Annotated in this window: 14 protein-coding genes, 1 other RNA gene and 1 riboswitch; of the genes, 8 read left to right on the top strand and 7 right to left on the bottom strand. The window is 38.2% G+C overall.

From position 1 onward, the window contains the following. Positions 1-203: 203 nt before the first annotated feature. Positions 204-389 (bottom strand): Spo0E family sporulation regulatory protein-aspartic acid phosphatase, encoded by a 186-nt coding sequence (locus tag RG959_RS20565; protein ID WP_342798716.1) that lies wholly within the window; start codon positions 387-389, stop codon positions 204-206. Positions 390-650: 261 nt separating this feature from the next. Continuing rightward, the gene (locus RG959_RS20560; RefSeq protein WP_342798715.1) at positions 651-1,385 is read right to left on the bottom strand and encodes an NAD-dependent deacylase; all 735 of its coding nucleotides are present in this window, start codon (positions 1,383-1,385) and stop codon (positions 651-653) included. Between the two features lie 433 nt (positions 1,386-1,818). Between RG959_RS20560 and hprK the strand changes: the two genes are divergently transcribed. Beyond that, positions 1,819-2,754, top strand: a complete 936-nt coding sequence (gene hprK / locus RG959_RS20555; RefSeq protein WP_342798714.1) for an HPr(Ser) kinase/phosphatase — start codon at positions 1,819-1,821, stop codon at positions 2,752-2,754. A 790-nt stretch (positions 2,755-3,544) separates the two neighbouring features. On the opposite strand, the gene pdxR is transcribed toward hprK, so the two are convergent. Further along, the gene (pdxR, locus tag RG959_RS20550; protein ID WP_342798713.1) at positions 3,545-4,924 is read right to left on the bottom strand and encodes a MocR-like pyridoxine biosynthesis transcription factor PdxR; all 1,380 of its coding nucleotides are present in this window, start codon (positions 4,922-4,924) and stop codon (positions 3,545-3,547) included. A 107-nt stretch (positions 4,925-5,031) separates the two neighbouring features. Between pdxR and RG959_RS20545 the strand changes: the two genes are divergently transcribed. Together RG959_RS20545 and fbp are read left to right on the top strand one after the other, a co-directional pair. Further along, complete coding sequence (locus RG959_RS20545) at positions 5,032-5,646, top strand: FMN-binding negative transcriptional regulator (RefSeq protein WP_342798712.1); 615 nt, start codon at positions 5,032-5,034, stop codon at positions 5,644-5,646. Between the two features lie 380 nt (positions 5,647-6,026). Next, positions 6,027-7,958, top strand: a complete 1,932-nt coding sequence (gene fbp, locus RG959_RS20540; RefSeq protein WP_342798711.1) for a fructose-1,6-bisphosphatase — start codon at positions 6,027-6,029, stop codon at positions 7,956-7,958. A gap of 139 nt (positions 7,959-8,097) precedes the next feature. Here fbp and ssrS read toward each other — a convergent pair. Both ssrS and tnpB read right to left on the bottom strand, forming a co-directional pair. Continuing rightward, positions 8,098-8,293, bottom strand: a non-coding RNA gene (gene ssrS / locus RG959_RS20535) — 6S RNA. Positions 8,294-8,466: 173 nt separating this feature from the next. Next, the gene (gene tnpB, locus RG959_RS20530; RefSeq protein WP_483298910.1) at positions 8,467-9,594 is read right to left on the bottom strand and encodes an IS200/IS605 family element RNA-guided endonuclease TnpB; all 1,128 of its coding nucleotides are present in this window, start codon (positions 9,592-9,594) and stop codon (positions 8,467-8,469) included. A 580-nt stretch (positions 9,595-10,174) separates the two neighbouring features. Between tnpB and RG959_RS20525 the strand changes: the two genes are divergently transcribed. The 5 genes from RG959_RS20525 (at position 10,175) to RG959_RS20505 (ending at position 14,425) form a co-directional block, all read left to right on the top strand. Next, a complete protein-coding gene (locus tag RG959_RS20525) occupies positions 10,175-10,363 on the top strand; it encodes a hypothetical protein (RefSeq protein ID WP_315691434.1) in 189 nt (62 codons plus the stop codon). 584 nt (positions 10,364-10,947) lie between these two features. Then, positions 10,948-11,034: riboswitch (cyclic di-GMP riboswitch) on the top strand. Between the two features lie 255 nt (positions 11,035-11,289). Next, positions 11,290-12,324 carry a diguanylate cyclase domain-containing protein gene (locus RG959_RS20520; RefSeq protein ID WP_342798710.1) on the top strand — a complete coding sequence of 345 codons (1,035 nt, stop codon included), beginning with the start codon at positions 11,290-11,292 and terminating at the stop codon, positions 12,322-12,324. 148 nt (positions 12,325-12,472) lie between these two features. Further along, entirely contained in the window at positions 12,473-13,423 is a 951-nt protein-coding gene (locus tag RG959_RS20515; protein ID WP_342798709.1) for an HD-GYP domain-containing protein, read from the top strand. 276 nt (positions 13,424-13,699) lie between these two features. After that, positions 13,700-14,062 (top strand): group I truncated hemoglobin, encoded by a 363-nt coding sequence (locus RG959_RS20510; RefSeq protein WP_342798708.1) that lies wholly within the window; start codon positions 13,700-13,702, stop codon positions 14,060-14,062. Between the two features lie 144 nt (positions 14,063-14,206). Then, a complete protein-coding gene (locus tag RG959_RS20505) occupies positions 14,207-14,425 on the top strand; it encodes a hypothetical protein (RefSeq protein ID WP_342798707.1) in 219 nt (72 codons plus the stop codon). Between the two features lie 12 nt (positions 14,426-14,437). Here the strand turns inward: RG959_RS20505 and RG959_RS20500 are convergent, their stop codons facing one another. Further along, on the bottom strand, positions 14,438-14,605 hold the full coding sequence (locus RG959_RS20500; protein ID WP_342798706.1) for a hypothetical protein: 168 nt from the start codon (positions 14,603-14,605) through the stop codon (positions 14,438-14,440). Positions 14,606-14,808: 203 nt separating this feature from the next. Then, positions 14,809-15,786, bottom strand: a complete 978-nt coding sequence (locus RG959_RS20495; RefSeq protein ID WP_342798705.1) for an alpha/beta hydrolase — start codon at positions 15,784-15,786, stop codon at positions 14,809-14,811. Positions 15,787-15,996 lie beyond the last annotated feature (210 nt).

The raw sequence follows: 15,996 nt of genomic DNA, 5'->3' as shown, positions 1-15,996 counted from the left end.
ATTTATCAGGTTAGTGGTTGAGTGGACTGGCAGGGAAGTGGAGCGTATAGGGTGTCTGCTCTTCTGCCGGAAAGAACAATAAAAAGCAGCCAGGTGAAAACCTGACTGCAAAAAATGTAACGATTCGTAATGTGGGATTTAGATGACAGTACTATTATGGTCTAATCAATGAAAAGTTATGCAGAAGAAAAAAAGAAGAAGTCTTATCCAGCTTTAAAGTTCCCTATGTTTTGAAGCTGGTATTGAAAGATAAGCTCATCTAATTGCTCACTGTACCTTAAAGCTTCTGGGCTTCCAAGACCATGTTCCATCCCGGCGGCAATCAAAACATGTTGAAGGCCGTTAATTTGCTTGTTTAACTCTTCTAGATTCATTTGATTGTTTATCATGTTATTTCTCCAGATTATTTTAATTATTTAAAATAAGACAGAAAAAAAGCATATGAGAAATCAAGAGAAATAACAATACATCTGACAAAAGCTCTAAAGATATGACATTTCATATTAGGTCAAAGAAAAGACAAAAGCCGGGAACTTGTTTTTGCAGTTCAATCGTAGTAGAGCGAAACTATTTAAGACAAGGACTTGCCTTTTTCTTTCATAGAGGTAAAAAAAGTGAAAATAAAAAAACAGCACCGGAGAATGGCACGGTTATACCAGGTATTCGTTCACCGCTTGCAAGGTGGCTGTAATTTTATCATGCAATCGGATACTGGCGATTCCGTCATAGGGTGTGTCACTTTCTGTTACAATGATAACCCGGGCGGCATTCCCTCCTTGATATGCTTCATCAACTAAGGAGTTGAACGGCCATACTTGAAGAGAGGTGCCAAGAATGATCACTAAATCCGCTTTTCTAGCTTCCTCAATCGCTTCAGACCAAGCAAGGTGCGGAAGTTCTTCTCCAAAGAGAGTCACATTTGGGCGAACAGTTCCTTCGCAATCCACACAAACATCACTGTGTTCAACGGTAAATTTACTTGCATCATAATCTCGTTCACACCCATCACAGGTGAGGTAGCGAAGATGTCCGTGAAGCTCAAGAACTTTTTTGCTTCCAGCCGCTTTATGGTATCCGTCAATATTCTGGGTAAGGATGGATTTAACCAATCCCTTTTTCTCCCACTCTGCCAAAAGGCGGTGGGCAGCATTAGGTTCATGCTCGGCTGCATCATTCAATCGTTTTGTGAAAAATTCGCGGAACTCATCTGTCCCTACTTTAGAAGCGTGGGAGATTTCTTCTGGGCGTCTGCCATCCCAAAGACCGCCCTGTGAACGAAAGTCGGGAAGGCCGCTTTCAGTCGAGATGCCGGCTCCAGTTAAGATAACTGTATGGCTTGACTGTTTCAAAAGCTCGGCAATGTTTTTTGCTTTTTCCTTTGTCACACTAAATCCCTCCTAGATTTTGACGGATATCCTTCATAATAAAGCACTTTAATCAAAATAAAAAGCAGCCTTTATGGACCACTTTTTGTGAGCTTGCTGCTTGTACAGAATTTTTGCTTTTTAATTTTTTAGGAGTGCGTTTTGTCACAGCAATTGAGCGTGCTTGATTACTTTGGTTCTTACACTGACTTCTTCACAAAAAGACTCTCTTAAACGTTGCGGTTGATTTTTGCTAACGAATTTAAGAGAAAGGCCTGTTAAAGAATATTCACTTCATCAAAAGAGTGGGAGAGCCATTTTAACAACGAAACGAACAAGCTATATACTTACTGCTGATGCCCAGCTTTCGGAAAGCCTGTTCGTAAATGGGTGACGACGCCAGGAATCTAAAGTATAATTCATTATAAAAAGGCTAATAGGACGTGAGTATAGAGTGAAAAAAATAACGGTTGAAAACTTAGTTCAGAAGTTTTCATTGAAAGTACTTGCTGGTGAAAGCCAGCTGCAGAAAATAATTACACAGCCGCGAGTGCATCGTCCGGGCCTTGAATTTGTTGGTCATTTCGATTTTTTTCCAACGGAACAAGTTCAAATCCTGGGGAAAAAGGAAATTACCTATTTACATAAATTAAGCCATGAAGAACGCAAGCTCCGAATTGGGAATATTGTTCACTATCATCCACCCTGTTTTATCGTAACGGCTGGTGAAGAAGGACTTACCTATTTAATTCATCATTGTACAGAGCAGGGGATCCCCTTGTTAGTAACAAACAAGCCTGAGATCACTTCAGAGTTTATCACCAAATTGGATGGTTATTTAATAAAAGAATTAGCGTCCGAAATGGCGATACATGGAGTTTGTATGAATGTGTCAGGCATTGGCATATTACTTCGCGGAAGCTCGGGAGTAGGGAAAAGCGAGACAGCGCACACATTAATTCGCCGGGGACACCGGCTGGTTGCCGATGATATTGTTGTCCTAAAGAGGCTTAGTCCGCAAACCATTCTAGGTACACATGACGAGAAAACCAAGGAGTTTTTGGCTCTCCGCAGTATTGGGTTATTGAATGTGGTCCGCTTATACGGTCGTAAGGCGTTTCAGGATGAAACACGAATAGCTCTTGATATCCATTTGACCAAATGGGAGAAGGATGCCTTGTATAATGATTTGGAACAGGAATTTCACTATACTGACTATATGGGTGTTAAGGTCCCTTCCATAGAAATCCAACTTCAGCCTGGGCGTGATGTGGCAGGGTTAATTGAGGCCGCTGCAAACAACTGGTATTTAAAGGAACAAGGATACAGCGCAGCAGAAGAGTTCATAAGCAGAATTGAAGCTGATATCACGAAGTCTGGCAAGGAATAGTTTTTTAACTTTGTTAAATGAAAGCATCTATTCATGAATGTGTATGTAATCTTCTTATATGATTCAAGCCGCTGGACTGTTCAAACAATCATTAACGTTCTTTACTGGAGAGAATTTTAAGAAGAACCAATATTACGTCTTAATAAAGCACAAAAGGTAAGAAGGGAAGGGGACTATTCCTCTTCTCTTTTTTTGATTAACAAAATTCTCTGTAGATGTTATCAGTTTCATTACTAATAGCATTTTAAATTAATCTAAACAAGCAGCTGAGCCGCCTAGGGGTCCCAGACTCATATTGACCAAAAATAGGCCTCTCTATGAGTGAAGTCATTATCTTCTGATAGAACGCGAAATAACCGCTAATCAAAAAGCAGCAAAAGATCCTGCATCATACATAAGTGAACACACCAAAGAGAAAGATGTAGCTGCTGTGAATACAAAATCTACTATTAAGACGGCCAGGCAAAGAAAGGGGGAACAAAACTTGCAGGGCAAGATAATAAAAGAAGGAAGAGCAGCTTAATAGCTGTTCTTCCTTCTTTTATATTTATATGTTTAATTAGAGCCGGATTTTTAAAATATACATGAACTTCTTCGCTTACTGGTCAGTGGTAAACCGATACTGTTGAGCAAAAGCTTTTTTGATAAATGACTTAAGAGAACAGATTGCTAAATAATATTATTGATTTGTTTATTATATAAACGGGCTCGTTCATTCAATAAAAAATGCATTTTTAAGCCTCTAGGATTCGCCGCAATGTTAGACAGAACTAACCATTGCGGAGTTGTTTTATAACCAGGCCTTTTTTAAGAGTTTCACACCAAGTTTGATTTCATCGTAAGAAAGATTACTGAAACCTAGTTTAACCATGGGTTCGTCGGTGTTATTTTTAATGAAGTAGAGCGACGTAGGATATACCGTAATACCATGAGAGGAAGCTTGTTGAATTAACCATTCTTCTGAACACTTCAGATGTACTTTGACTAGTACGTACAAACCAGACTGTTCACCAATGATGGATATATTTTGAGCAAGTTGCTCTTTTAATGCAGCTACTAAGTGCTGCATTTTTCTTTTATAAACAAGACGCATCCGTTTAATATGCCGGCTCCATTCCCCCTCTTCCATAAATTTAGCCATTGTAAGCTGGCTAAGCAGGGAAGTGGTAGCTTCAAAATGAAGAAATTGATTTTTATAACGATTTAAAAGGGGCTGTGGCAGCACCATATAACTTAAACGAATTCCTGGAAGAAAGGACTTTGAAAAGTTCCCTAAATAAATGACTTTTGCTGAATCAATGGAAGCAAGAGCTGGAAAGGGTTGTTGTGTATAGCGAAATTCACTATCATAATCGTCCTCAATAATATATCCTTGCACCTTGTCAGCCCAATGAATAAGTGTTTGCCGCTGTTGAATAGGCATGCTTACCCCGTATGGACTGTGATGAGAAGGTGTTACATAGATTAATCGTGAATTCATTTGTTCCAATTGTGAAAAATCAGCCCCTGATTCATAAACGGGTAACGTCACAATCGTAAAACGATGAAATTGAAAAGCTTCCCTCGCGCCATCATACCCGGGGTCCTCTACTGTAATACTGGAGAAATCATCCTTCAGTATATGCCCAAGATGAATAAGCATTTGCTGGGTACTACTGCCGATTATAATGGCATTTGCATCTGTTTTCACTCCACGGGATTGGAGTAAGTATATGGCAATTTGTTCACGCAAACTTATTTCACCAAAGGGCTCCCCATATCGGAAGCTCTCCGGTAACGTTAATACTTGATTGGCGATCCTCCTCCAAGTTTTTAAAGGGAAGTGTGTTTGGTCTACGGCGCCTGCTCGGAAATTGATGAGGGCAGGTGCCATCGGTTTACTTTTCTTTTCTTTAAGAGAGATGAATGTCTCCTGGAGTAAAAGCGGTTCTAACTCATTTACGAAATAACCTTTTCTTCCTTCTCCGCGAATATAGCCTTCAGCTACAAGCTGCTCATAAGCCGTTAATGTCGTATTGCGGCTTACATGAAGGGAGTCTGCAAGCTGACGAATGGGTGGCAATTGTTCATCAGGAAGTATGTCTCCCCCTTCAATCCATAGCTTAAACTGTTCGTAGATTTGTTTGTATTTAGGGGAATCTTTCTTCAAAGCAAAAATAGTATTTTTCATTTTTAAGCCCCTTTGACATGTTTATTTATTTGAAATTGTACCTTTTTAAATGTCAGCATGTACCATACTATATTTTACAATGAAGTGAATGAAGGAGGAACCTGGTCATGTATATTCCTAAGTATTATAGAGTCACGGATGTAGACGAAATTCGAGAGTTTATTCAAATGAACTCATTTGGAACACTCGTAACAACAAAACAAGGTAAGCCAATTGCGACTCATTTGCCACTGCAGTTAATGAAAGAAGGAGACACATACTATTTAACGGGGCATATGGCGTATGGGAATCCTCAATGGGGAACATTCGAAACATGTGAAGATGTATTGGTGATGTTCCAGGGGCCACACGCCTATATCTCTTCTTCCTGGTATGAACAGGAAAATGTCCCAACATGGAACTATCAAGCTGTCCATGTGTATGGTACAGCCAGCGTTTTGAATGAAGAAGAGTTAAAACAGGATCTGGCAATGTTGCTGCAAAAGTACGAAAAACACCGTAAGCATCCCGTTCTATGGGATAAGCTTTCCCCCCAGTTGTTAGAAAAAGAATTAAAAGGAATTGTTGGATTTAAGATTCAAGTACGAGAAATTCAAGCTGCCAATAAACTAAGTCAAAATCGTAATGAAAAGGACTATCAAAACATTGTGAATAAGCTCTATGAAGAAGAGGATTTACATTCTCAACAAATGGCAGAAGTGATGGAGAAGAAGTTAAAATAGGACAAATAAGTGTTATGTTTCTTTTTAAATGAAGTTTTTCAGGAAAAGTACTTAAACGATAAGTGCTTTTTATATAAGATATAAAACAGAGGAACCTAAAATAGGCCTCTGTTTCTTTCGATAAAACATCATTAATAGCATTTAACACGGACTAAATGTAGGAGCATAACAACTCAAACTATTACTCAACCATTTGTCTATAGAATGGAAAAACCGTATCCTTTTCAGAAAAATCCGTAATTCTTAAACAAGACGTAGCTTAAAACATGGATAAAATAGTAACGATTGTTATAACGTATCCTTCATTTTTCTTTTATAATGGAAGTAGTAAACAGTTAGCTGAAGAATGAATGGCGATTTTTGAAAGGGGATACATAATTTTGAATTCAAAATACTTAGATTTATTGGCGCAAAAATATGATAGTGAAGAAAAAGTGGTTACTGAAATTATTAATCTTGAAGCCATCCTTGATCTGCCAAAGGGGACGGAACATTTTGTTAGTGATTTACATGGAGAGTACCAGGCATTTCAGCATGTGCTGCGAAATGGTTCCGGAAATGTAAAAGTGAAAATCAGAGATCTTTTCAAAGATCAGTTATATGAAAAAGAGTTAAATGAGTTTGCGACATTGGTTTATTATCCTGAAGAAAAGTTACAATTAATTAAAAACAATTTTAGCAGTGAAAAAGAATTACATGGGTGGTATATAGAAATCATTGAGCGTATGATGAAGCTTGTTTCTTATGCGTCTTCCAAATACACACGCTCAAAATTACGCAAAGCATTGCCTAAACAGTTTGTTTATATTATTGAAGAGCTATTGTATAAAACAGACGAGTTCAAAAACAAGAAAGATTATTATACGAAAATGGTTCAGCAAATTATTTCGCTTGGCCAAGCTGACAAGTTGATTATTGGTCTTGCTTATACCACGCAAAGATTGGTTGTAGACCATCTTCATGTTGTGGGGGATATTTATGACCGCGGCCCTGCTCCTCATAAAATTATCGATACGCTCATTAATTATCATTCCGTTGATATTCAGTGGGGAAACCATGATGTCCTATGGTTAGGGGCTTTTGCCGGTTCAAAGGTTTGTCTTGCGAATATTATTCGGATATGTGCCCGGTACAATAATCTAGATATTATTGAAGATGTGTATGGAATCAACCTGAGACCGCTTCTGAACCTTGCGGAAAAGTACTATGACGACAATCCAGCTTTTCGGTCAAAAAGAAATTCAGACGAAAACTTATCTGAGCAAGAACAGCTGCAAATCACCAAAATTCATCAAGCCATTTCCATCATTCAGTTCAAGCTTGAAAGCCCGATTATAAAGAGACGCCCGTGTTTTGATATGTCTGATCGGCTTTTGCTTGAGAAAATTGATTATGACAGAAACGAAGTAACGATTCACGGGAAAACATACCCACTGGAGAATACTTGTTTTGCAACGATTAACCCGGAGCAGCCGGATCAGTTATTAGAGGAAGAAGAGCAGGTTATCGAAAAACTGTTATTTTCTGTTCAGCATTCAGAAAAACTGGCTAGACATATGAATTTTCTGATGAAAAAAGGCAGTCTTTATTTGAAATACAATGGGAACCTATTAATACACGGCTGTATTCCTTTAGATGAAGAAGGGAATATGGAAAAAATGATCATTGAAAATAAAACCTATGCCGGCCGTGACTTGCTTGATATTTTTGAACATTATTTACGGTATGCCTTTGCCCATCCTGAAGAGACGGATGACCTTGCGACAGATATGGTCTGGTATTTATGGACAGGAGAATATTCATCGCTCTTTGGCAAAAGAGAAATGACAACCTTTGAGAGGTACTTTATTCAGGATAAGGAAACCCATAGAGAAAGAAAGAACCCATACTACCATTTGCGTGAAGATGAGGACATTTGCCGTAAAATCCTAACTGAATTTGGTCTGAATCCGGATCAAGGCCATATTATAAATGGCCATACACCAGTTAAAGAAATTAATGGAGAAAATCCGATTAAGGCAAATGGGAAGATGATTGTCATCGATGGAGGTTTTTCCAAAGCGTATCAATCAACAACCGGCATAGCGGGATACACTTTACTGTATAATTCCTACGGTATGCAGCTTGTCGCCCATAAACATTTTAATTCAAAAGAAGATGTTCTATGTAATGGTACAGATGTTTTATCCGTAAAAAGATTGGTAGATGAAGAATTAGAGAGAAAAACGGTTGGAGAAACGAATGTTGGTGAGGAGCTATTGCAGGAAATCTCTGTTTTGAATAGCCTAAGAGAATATCGTTATATGAATTAACATCAGTTATTACGCCTCAAATGATGATAAAAAAAGCAGCCCAGTATGAGGGCTGCTTTTTTGTATTGCTATTTATTAAATCATTTAAGCATCACGTTTAAGGTTTGCGGATTATACCTATATGACATATAAAGTATGTAAGTCAGCCGCCTTTGCCGTTGAATAAAAGAAAATTTTAAACCACCACTCCTCAAAGTGGGTGTTCGCAGAAACCTTCCTGCGTGTCCTCACTGTCCAAAAAACGAATGAGGCTTGTCATTCCGGATTCCTCATAAAACTCCCTATTACAGCTTAAAGGTTAAAACTTTATATTGTAACGTGCAACGCAGCTTGGATTTATATATTACTTGAATTACCCCCAGTTACTCACTACGTTCGTTGAACATGGGGGATTCCTAAGTACAGGAACCTATTGGCCCCTAATTCATTAGGCTACACCCGTCACTCCGACGGTTGGCAGTACGAACGACTTTGCAGCAAGTCTCCTGCGGAAAATCAAATTATGTGACTAAACCATGGCTAAGTCATGGATATTCCGGGAAGCATTGATGTCCGCATTTTCAGAATGACCGCAGGAAACACAAATAAATGCCGCTTGTGTTCGACGGTTTTCTTTCGCTGTATATCCGCATGAATGGCACCTTTGGGAGGTGTAGCGAGGATTAACCGCGATCACCTTCTTGCCGTACCACTTCGCTTTGTATTCCAGCATCGTGCGGAATTCCGACCAGGAAGCTTCACTGATTGCTTTGGATAATGTGCGATTCTTCAGCATATTTGATACTTTCAGGTCCTTAATCCCGATGACATCGTGGTTTTTGATGATCTCGGTCGTGATTTTCTGCAGGTAATCAGTCCGTGCGTTCGCAATCTGTTCATGAATACGTGCCACTTTCATACGCTGTTTTTGTACATTTTTCGCTTTTGATAAAGGTTTTTTTTTCTGAATCGCCAGGCGCTGGCGGCGGGAAAGAATGCGCTGTGCTTTGGCAAGCTTCTCTTCTAACGCTCTAAAAAACGTTGGATTTTTGTATACTTTCCCATTCGAGAGAATGGCAAAGTCTTTTAAGCCGACATCAATCCCAACAGTGGAATCTGTTTTGGGCAGGTCTTGCACGTCTGTTTCAACAAGCAAAGAAACGAAGTACTTTCCGGAAGGGCTTTTCCGTACCGTTACGCTTAAAATGCGGCCTTGCACGTCACGGCTGTTCGCAAAACGAACCCACCCCAGCCTAGGCAGTTTCATGCGATTGCCCAAAATGCTTACCTCCGGAAGCTGATTCTTTTTTTCAATATTTGTCGTGTAGGACTGCACTTTATTCTTCTTACTCTTAAATCGCGGAGCCTTGTTTTGCTTCTTGAGGAAACGGTCAAATGAGTCCGCAAGATGTTTCAAGGATGACTGCAGGGAATGTGAATCAACTTCTTGCAGCCAATCTAGTTCTTTCTTGAGTTTTGTAAGCTGGGCTGAACAGGCACTGTACGATAAGCCTTTTCCAGTTGTTTGATAGTTTTCGTTCCATAAGGAAAGGAAGCGGTTGAACACAAAACGCGAGCAGCCGATGGTTTTCGCAATCAATATTTCTTGTTTTTTGGTTGGATATAGGCGAAAGCGATAGGCTTTGTTAACCAGCATTCTACTCACCTCGTTTATTAGCTATAATACAAATTATACCAAAACTAAGGCGGAACTAAACACGTTTGCTTCGCAAAACTGACATTCACCCACCGCTTATTTCTGGGCTGCGCCCTTGACGAAATGGAAGCGGGGGTACTCTTTCAGTAAAATCTGATAGATCGTTCATGATATTCAATGGCAATTGCTACCCTGTATTCCTAAATCCTCCCGTACAGAAAAAACGCTCAAGCTTTTGTCATTCCAGTAAATTTTTCAACTGCGTTGCTGTATGCAGGATGAGCTATGATATAGGTACTTGCCTTAACCCTGCTGTCTAGGTGTAAAATGAATCTCATCTTATAAAAAATGACTTTTCTGCTTTTGTCACTTTCTTCCCGTAATACTTTTCCAGGACATTATGACCTTCTCTAACCTAATCATCTTTTTTTCGTTTTCAGTGATACATCCCCCGCGTAGTAAGCTTGAAGTGGAGTGTTCTTGCCTAATATGACAAAATCCCCCTTGTCTGGCATAACGGGGTATGACTCTCCAATATTATGGAGAGAATAAAAATAAGTCAGGAAAGGGAGGTAAGGAAATGGAAGTGAGTATGAGCGTTGAAGAAGTCATGAATCAAATTTCTGAATTAAAGCAAAGAAGCGGGGAGCAGCTTCGGAAGAAACAAATAAAAAAGTCCCATCCAGAGCTAATGAAAAATGCATTGTATCATTTTCCGAATTGGGAAGTAGCTGTAGAAACGACAGAAGCGCGTAAAACGGGTTCTTAATGATACAGACCTCCATAGGTTTGTAGTGACAAGTTTATAAGGATAAGATTCCTTCATAACAGCAACGAATTTTTTGTGAATTTTGTAGGTATATATTTTATTTAACAGTAAGCAACGATAAAAAACGAAAAGTCCATGTGGCGAGTTGTTAAGCCACATGGACTTTTCGTTGCAGAGAAAGGCAGGGTTTTCAGATTCTTAGTTAAAAGAATGGATGAATACACATTTGGCAAAGCGGATTTCAAGCAAAAGACCCGCTTCCCGGATTCATTTTCTCCCGCAGCACCATTTATCGCTCGATTTTTTATCAGAACCAGTCGATCTACATGTATGTGCTTTGAGAAGAAGTTCAAGATTTTTTCATCATAAAACAGATTCTGCCTATGCTTATAATAATCTCCTAATGGATATACAACTTTAATTATTGAACTTTAACCTGTTACCTTTATGTTCAACGTAGTATGCATATCCAAAGTTTGGATTGTTAACTTTAATATTATAACAACGTCAAAACAAGTAGGAACGCTCTTAATTGTTTCCACACCCTAACGAGATTATAATAACAGAAGACAAATATACATTTTCTTTGATAACGGCAAACTTATCGAAAGGTAAGGACGCAAAGCTATGGGTCTAAAGCTTCATTCAGTTAGGACCGCCGGGTTACCGAAAGAGATTGGCTATATAGATCAGGGGTTATGTTGCATTATTATCGTTATAACTTCTGTACCTGTGCCTCCATCATCTTTATGGTGGTTTTTTGTGCTTGAAAATTTTAAGCAGAGGACTACAGGGTAATGATTTACAGTTAATTTTATTTTTTACAAGACTGCCAGTAATTTTTCTGATGCTGCATAAATCACACTTTTAATTGGTTTCCCTAAGAAATAGATACATCATAATTTTAAAAAAGGGCGCGAGATCCTATGATTGAAACCTTATTGGGTAAGGAACTACTGACTGATATTACAATGGTCGCATTGTGTGCATTAGTTATTACTGTTTGGATTTCTAGATCTAAGCAAAAAAGAATGCGTGAGCAAGTCGAGGAAGAACTGCAAAATAGCCGAGAGCAATTCCATTCAGTCATACAATCTGCAAAAGATGCCATTATCCTGGCCGATAGCGAGTCTACGATTACTTCCTGGAATAAAGGGGCTGAAACGATATTCGGGTATAAAAAAGAAGAGATAATAGGAAAGAAGCTGCACCTGCTCATTCCTCCAGCTCTTCGGCAAGCCCATGACAGAGGAATTAAGCGTTTCCTTTCGACAAACCAAGCTACAGTTATAGGGAAAACAGTAGAATTGAATGGGTTGAAGAAAGATGGAAGTGAAATCCCTATAGAGCTTTCCCTCTCTTCTTGGAAGATAAAAGAGGCTGTTTATTTTACCGGTATTATTCGGGATATCAGCGAACGGAAGGACGCAGAGGGAAAAATTCAATATCTAGCTTACCACGATGAATTAACCGAGTTGCCGAATCGAAGGTTTTTTGAACAAAAATTGAAAATGGCTTTAGAGGAAGCAGAAAAAAATGGTGATGTAGTAGCCGTTATGCTGTTCGATTTAGATCGGTTTAAAGAAATTAACGATACATTAGGCCATTCCGCTGGAGATGTGCTGCTAAAACAAGTTGCCTTTCGGTTTAAAAGCTGCTTAGGTGAAAAAGACCTGATTGCCAGAATAGGCGGAGATGAATTCTTACTCATTATGCCTGAAATAAAGCATATGGAAGAAGCCTCAAAAATGGCTGAACATCTTATATCTAATTTAAGTAATCCTATAAAATTACAAGAAAGTGAGGTATTTGTCTCTACGAGCATTGGAATTGCCTTTTCTCCTCAAGATGGACAAGACTGCGAGACATTGTTAAAGAAGGCGGATATAGCCATGTACCAGGCAAAGAAAGAAGGAACGTCAGCTTATAAATTTTATACCACCCAAAACCTAATTCAATAAGTTAGGTAAAGGCTGAGCTTAAGGTAGTCCAGTTTTGATAAGATAAGGAAAACTCGGGTCTCGGTATTCGTAAAACCCTTTAGGTTTTTTAACTCAATATGGATATTTATGCTGAATAATGAGCAATGGAGCTAAAAGGGAGGAGCATATGGATCACACAATTCGCGTAAATAAATTAGAGTTTTTGCTGCAAAACCCTATACCGTATCGTTATGTGTTGGCTGTTTGTCTAGGGTTAAACTTATTTATGGATGCCTATGTTTACCCAGAGGTAAGTTTAACAGGGTTTTACCTTTTGACAGTAGTATTAATGGGTTTTGCTTTTGAGAATAAGCCACTGCAAGTCATAGCAACAGGGTTAGTTACACTTCTCCGTTTTCACTTTTCACCATTAGGAATGCCTGAAATAGAAGTATTTCTTTTGGCTTGGGTTACCTATTTTTTAGTATCTTGCAGTTTATCTGTATTGATAAAAAGATATCTTAGGGAAAGAAAAAATGTTGTTCATTTAACACGTGCTTTAGCAAATGCCCTTGACTCAAGAGATTCCTACACGGCTAGTCATTCAGAAAATGTAGCCCACTATGCGGAAATGATTGCACAAGAAATGAAATTTTCTAAAAAAGAATGTGATAATATCTATCTCGGGGGAATTTTCCATGATTTTGGGAAAATGGGTGTTTCTGAGTCAATATTAACGAAAGGGTCCAAACTAACAGAAACAGAATTTTCGCAGATAAAGAAACATCCAACTATTGGATACAAGATACTGAAACACGTTCCGGTGTTTAAGCACAATGGTGTTTTGGATATGGTTTTATATCATCATGAAAGGTTTGATGGTAAAGGCTATCCTGAAGGATTAAAAGGCGAACAAATACCCATAGCTGCCCGGGTTATAGCTGTAGCTGATTCTTTTGATGCGATGACTTCTAACCGTGTTTACCGAAGTGAGAAAAATTTAGAATATGCTCTTAATGAAATTCGTGAAAATATAGGTACTCAATTTGATCCAGCAGTGGCCCAAATATTTTTGAAGATAGTAGAAGCTAAAGGGGAAACAATTCTAACTAGAACAAGAAATGTTGAAAAGAATTAAACACCCTCTAGAACAACATAAATGCAATTATGCTGCATTGGAAACGACCAGATTTTAAAATTTGAGGCCTTTTTTGGCTGTTATATAAATATAGGAATTGTTTTTAAGAAACCCCTGGCCCAAAGGTAACTGTTTGTAAGTGATTTCGGAAAGGGTACTAAATACATAATAAAATAAAAAGAGTGGGATATTAATGCTTGATGATAATCTACAAGGTTGCACCTCACATTCTTAGGGGAAATGTTATTATAACCATCTAGATAGGAGTGTATATCAATGGAACAAACACTTTATGAAAAAGTTGGCGGAGAAGAAGCGATTGCAAAAGTCGTGGACTATTTTTATTCCGAATTGGTTCTTAAGGACGATACAGTTAATCACTTTTTTGAACATACAGATATGGAAAAACAACGCCGTCATCAGACAAAATTTATTAGTTTTGCATTAGGTGGCCCCAACCAGTATTCAGGAAAATCAATGGCAAAAGCACACGAAGGAATGAATATACAGCCCGCCCATTTTGATGCTATTGCAAACCATCTTCATGCTGCTCTTGCTCACTTTGAAGTAAATGAAGCAGATATAGATAAAGCTTTAAGTAAAGTTGCTTCGCTAAGAGAGGATATTATTTATAAATGACTGGTTCCACTTACGGGTGGTTTATTTGAAGAAAATGAATATCAATTTTAATTTGCAAAGCCACATAAATATAATTATGTTACATCAAAAAGAGGCTGTCCCCAAATTGAGTTTTTACTGAATGTGGGGACAGCCCCTTGCTATTTGGAATTACATACGCTTTTTAATATCAATAACACTGACGCCCTTTCCATGGCATCGGCTTTTTCCGTTTCTTATTTAACTAAAACCTCCGTTAGTTTAACAAGAAACGCCGCCATCAGGGGGGGGGGCAAGGCACAAAAAAGCCAGCCAAATAAAAACTGGCCGTATCTTTATTTTATCATTTTTGGAGAGAAAACCCCCACCTCAACCGTCAGGTAAGTGGGCGGTAGTTCAATGCTTTCCTTTCTTCACAGCTTCGCGGGTTAAACGTGCATTGTTTAAGCCTTTGTCGCTAAATGCGTTATCGCTATTTAAACGATCTCCTATTGGTTCTCTATCCATATCATCCTTTAGTACGCCTGGGGTTTTTCCATGTATATTGTTATCCTCTTGTGACATTATGTTTAGCCTCCTTTTCATTTATTATCTCTTGCCTGTAATTTTCTTATACTAGGGCTAATACTAAGGGTTTATCTATATTTGTTTTTCATTTATTCTTCTTCAATTAACCTGCCGGTTAGCATAATAAGAAAAGCTGCCAAAATGACAGCTTCGTTCGATTTTATTATAAAATTCTTTATCGATCGTCAACATTGTATAAACTAGTCTTCTATAAGCTCTAAGTCATTTTCTATTTCAATTAAAAATTTTAGGAGAGCTGTATTCATCTGTTCCAAACCCGGTTGTTCTATCGGAAAATGACCAGCCCCTTCTAAAATCACACAATTTTTCTCACATTGTAATCGGTTATAAAAAGATTCACTCAATCTATATGGTGTCATTGGATCTACCTCAGGATGAATGAGCAAAATAGGGCAAATATCGAAATATTCAGGCTCAATTACTGGTTTCATATTTAAGAATGTTCTCAAAAACCGTAAAGAAACTTTTGTCCCTGCGGCTCGGGGATCGTTCATAATAAGTTTTGTCAGATCAAAGTTATTTGTAATTAATTTCATTCTCGATACTTTTGAAACAGAAATTCGAAACGAATCCAATACAAAAAAGAAATTATCTAACGTGAATTTACCCAAGCGGCTTATTAGCTTGTTTGGGGCAATTTGATCACGAACTTTCTGATTACTTGTATCCACGAAAGTCGTTACAATCAAACCTTTTACTTGTTTGCTCAGACTTGCCACATGATATGCAAGCATGCCTCCGATACTCGCCCCCAATAAAACAATTGGCTTTCCGTCCCGATTAAATTCCTGTTCGATGAACTCGGTCATTATTTTTATCCATTCATGGTAATCTGTGGATTTTAATGACTCCTTGTAACTGAGACCATAAGGAGGGAGGTCTGGGGATACAATATCATATCCATGCACTTGTAGCATTCTTGCATATGGTGCGAATAGTCTACCGTTTCCGCCTGCACCATGAATAAAAATAACTTTAATTTTCGAATTTTGAACAGGTGTTCTATCCAGATGGATATGATAATCTTTCCAAATCCACCATTCTTCAGTTGGTAGATTATTTTCTTTTATTCGCAGTTCTTCAGGAAAAAATCTCTGATATTTCCTCCAATAAATTTCGGTTTCATTGTATGTTAAATTTCTAGTATTAGAATTCACTCTCTTTCCCCCATACAATTATATTAATTACAGGCATTATGTAGCCTCCTTGAGAAAGTGTATGGACTAATGATTTCTTTGAAGGTTATCAAAAAACCTTTATTTCCTAAATTTTTATTTAACTATACTGCCCCTTCGTATTATAAGCTCAGCCAGAAAATATTTCTGGTTGACCATTTTTCATATGGTTTTATGATATCAGTAGCCAGG

The organism is Domibacillus sp. 8LH, assembly GCF_038806185.1.
Classification (GTDB): domain Bacteria; phylum Bacillota; class Bacilli; order Bacillales; family Domibacillaceae; genus Domibacillus; species Domibacillus indicus_A.
This window is presented reverse-complemented; position numbering and strand designations above follow the sequence as displayed.

What these genes read in the sequence shown, in the direction of transcription:
- RG959_RS20515 (WP_342798709.1), top strand. Translation starts at nt 12,473, where the DNA reads ATGGATCACACAATTCGCGTAAATAAATTAGAGTTTTTGCTGCAAAAC.
- RG959_RS20510 (WP_342798708.1), top strand. Translation starts at nt 13,700, where the DNA reads ATGGAACAAACACTTTATGAAAAAGTTGGCGGAGAAGAAGCGATTGCA.
- RG959_RS20525 (WP_315691434.1), top strand. Translation starts at nt 10,175, where the DNA reads ATGGAAGTGAGTATGAGCGTTGAAGAAGTCATGAATCAAATTTCTGAA.
- RG959_RS20545 (WP_342798712.1), top strand. Translation starts at nt 5,032, where the DNA reads ATGTATATTCCTAAGTATTATAGAGTCACGGATGTAGACGAAATTCGA.
- RG959_RS20520 (WP_342798710.1), top strand. Translation starts at nt 11,290, where the DNA reads ATGATTGAAACCTTATTGGGTAAGGAACTACTGACTGATATTACAATG.
- tnpB (WP_483298910.1), bottom strand. Translation starts at nt 9,594, where the DNA reads ATGCTGGTTAACAAAGCCTATCGCTTTCGCCTATATCCAACCAAAAAA.
- RG959_RS20565 (WP_342798716.1), bottom strand. Translation starts at nt 389, where the DNA reads ATGATAAACAATCAAATGAATCTAGAAGAGTTAAACAAGCAAATTAAC.
- pdxR (WP_342798713.1), bottom strand. Translation starts at nt 4,924, where the DNA reads ATGAAAAATACTATTTTTGCTTTGAAGAAAGATTCCCCTAAATACAAA.
- RG959_RS20500 (WP_342798706.1), bottom strand. Translation starts at nt 14,605, where the DNA reads ATGTCACAAGAGGATAACAATATACATGGAAAAACCCCAGGCGTACTA.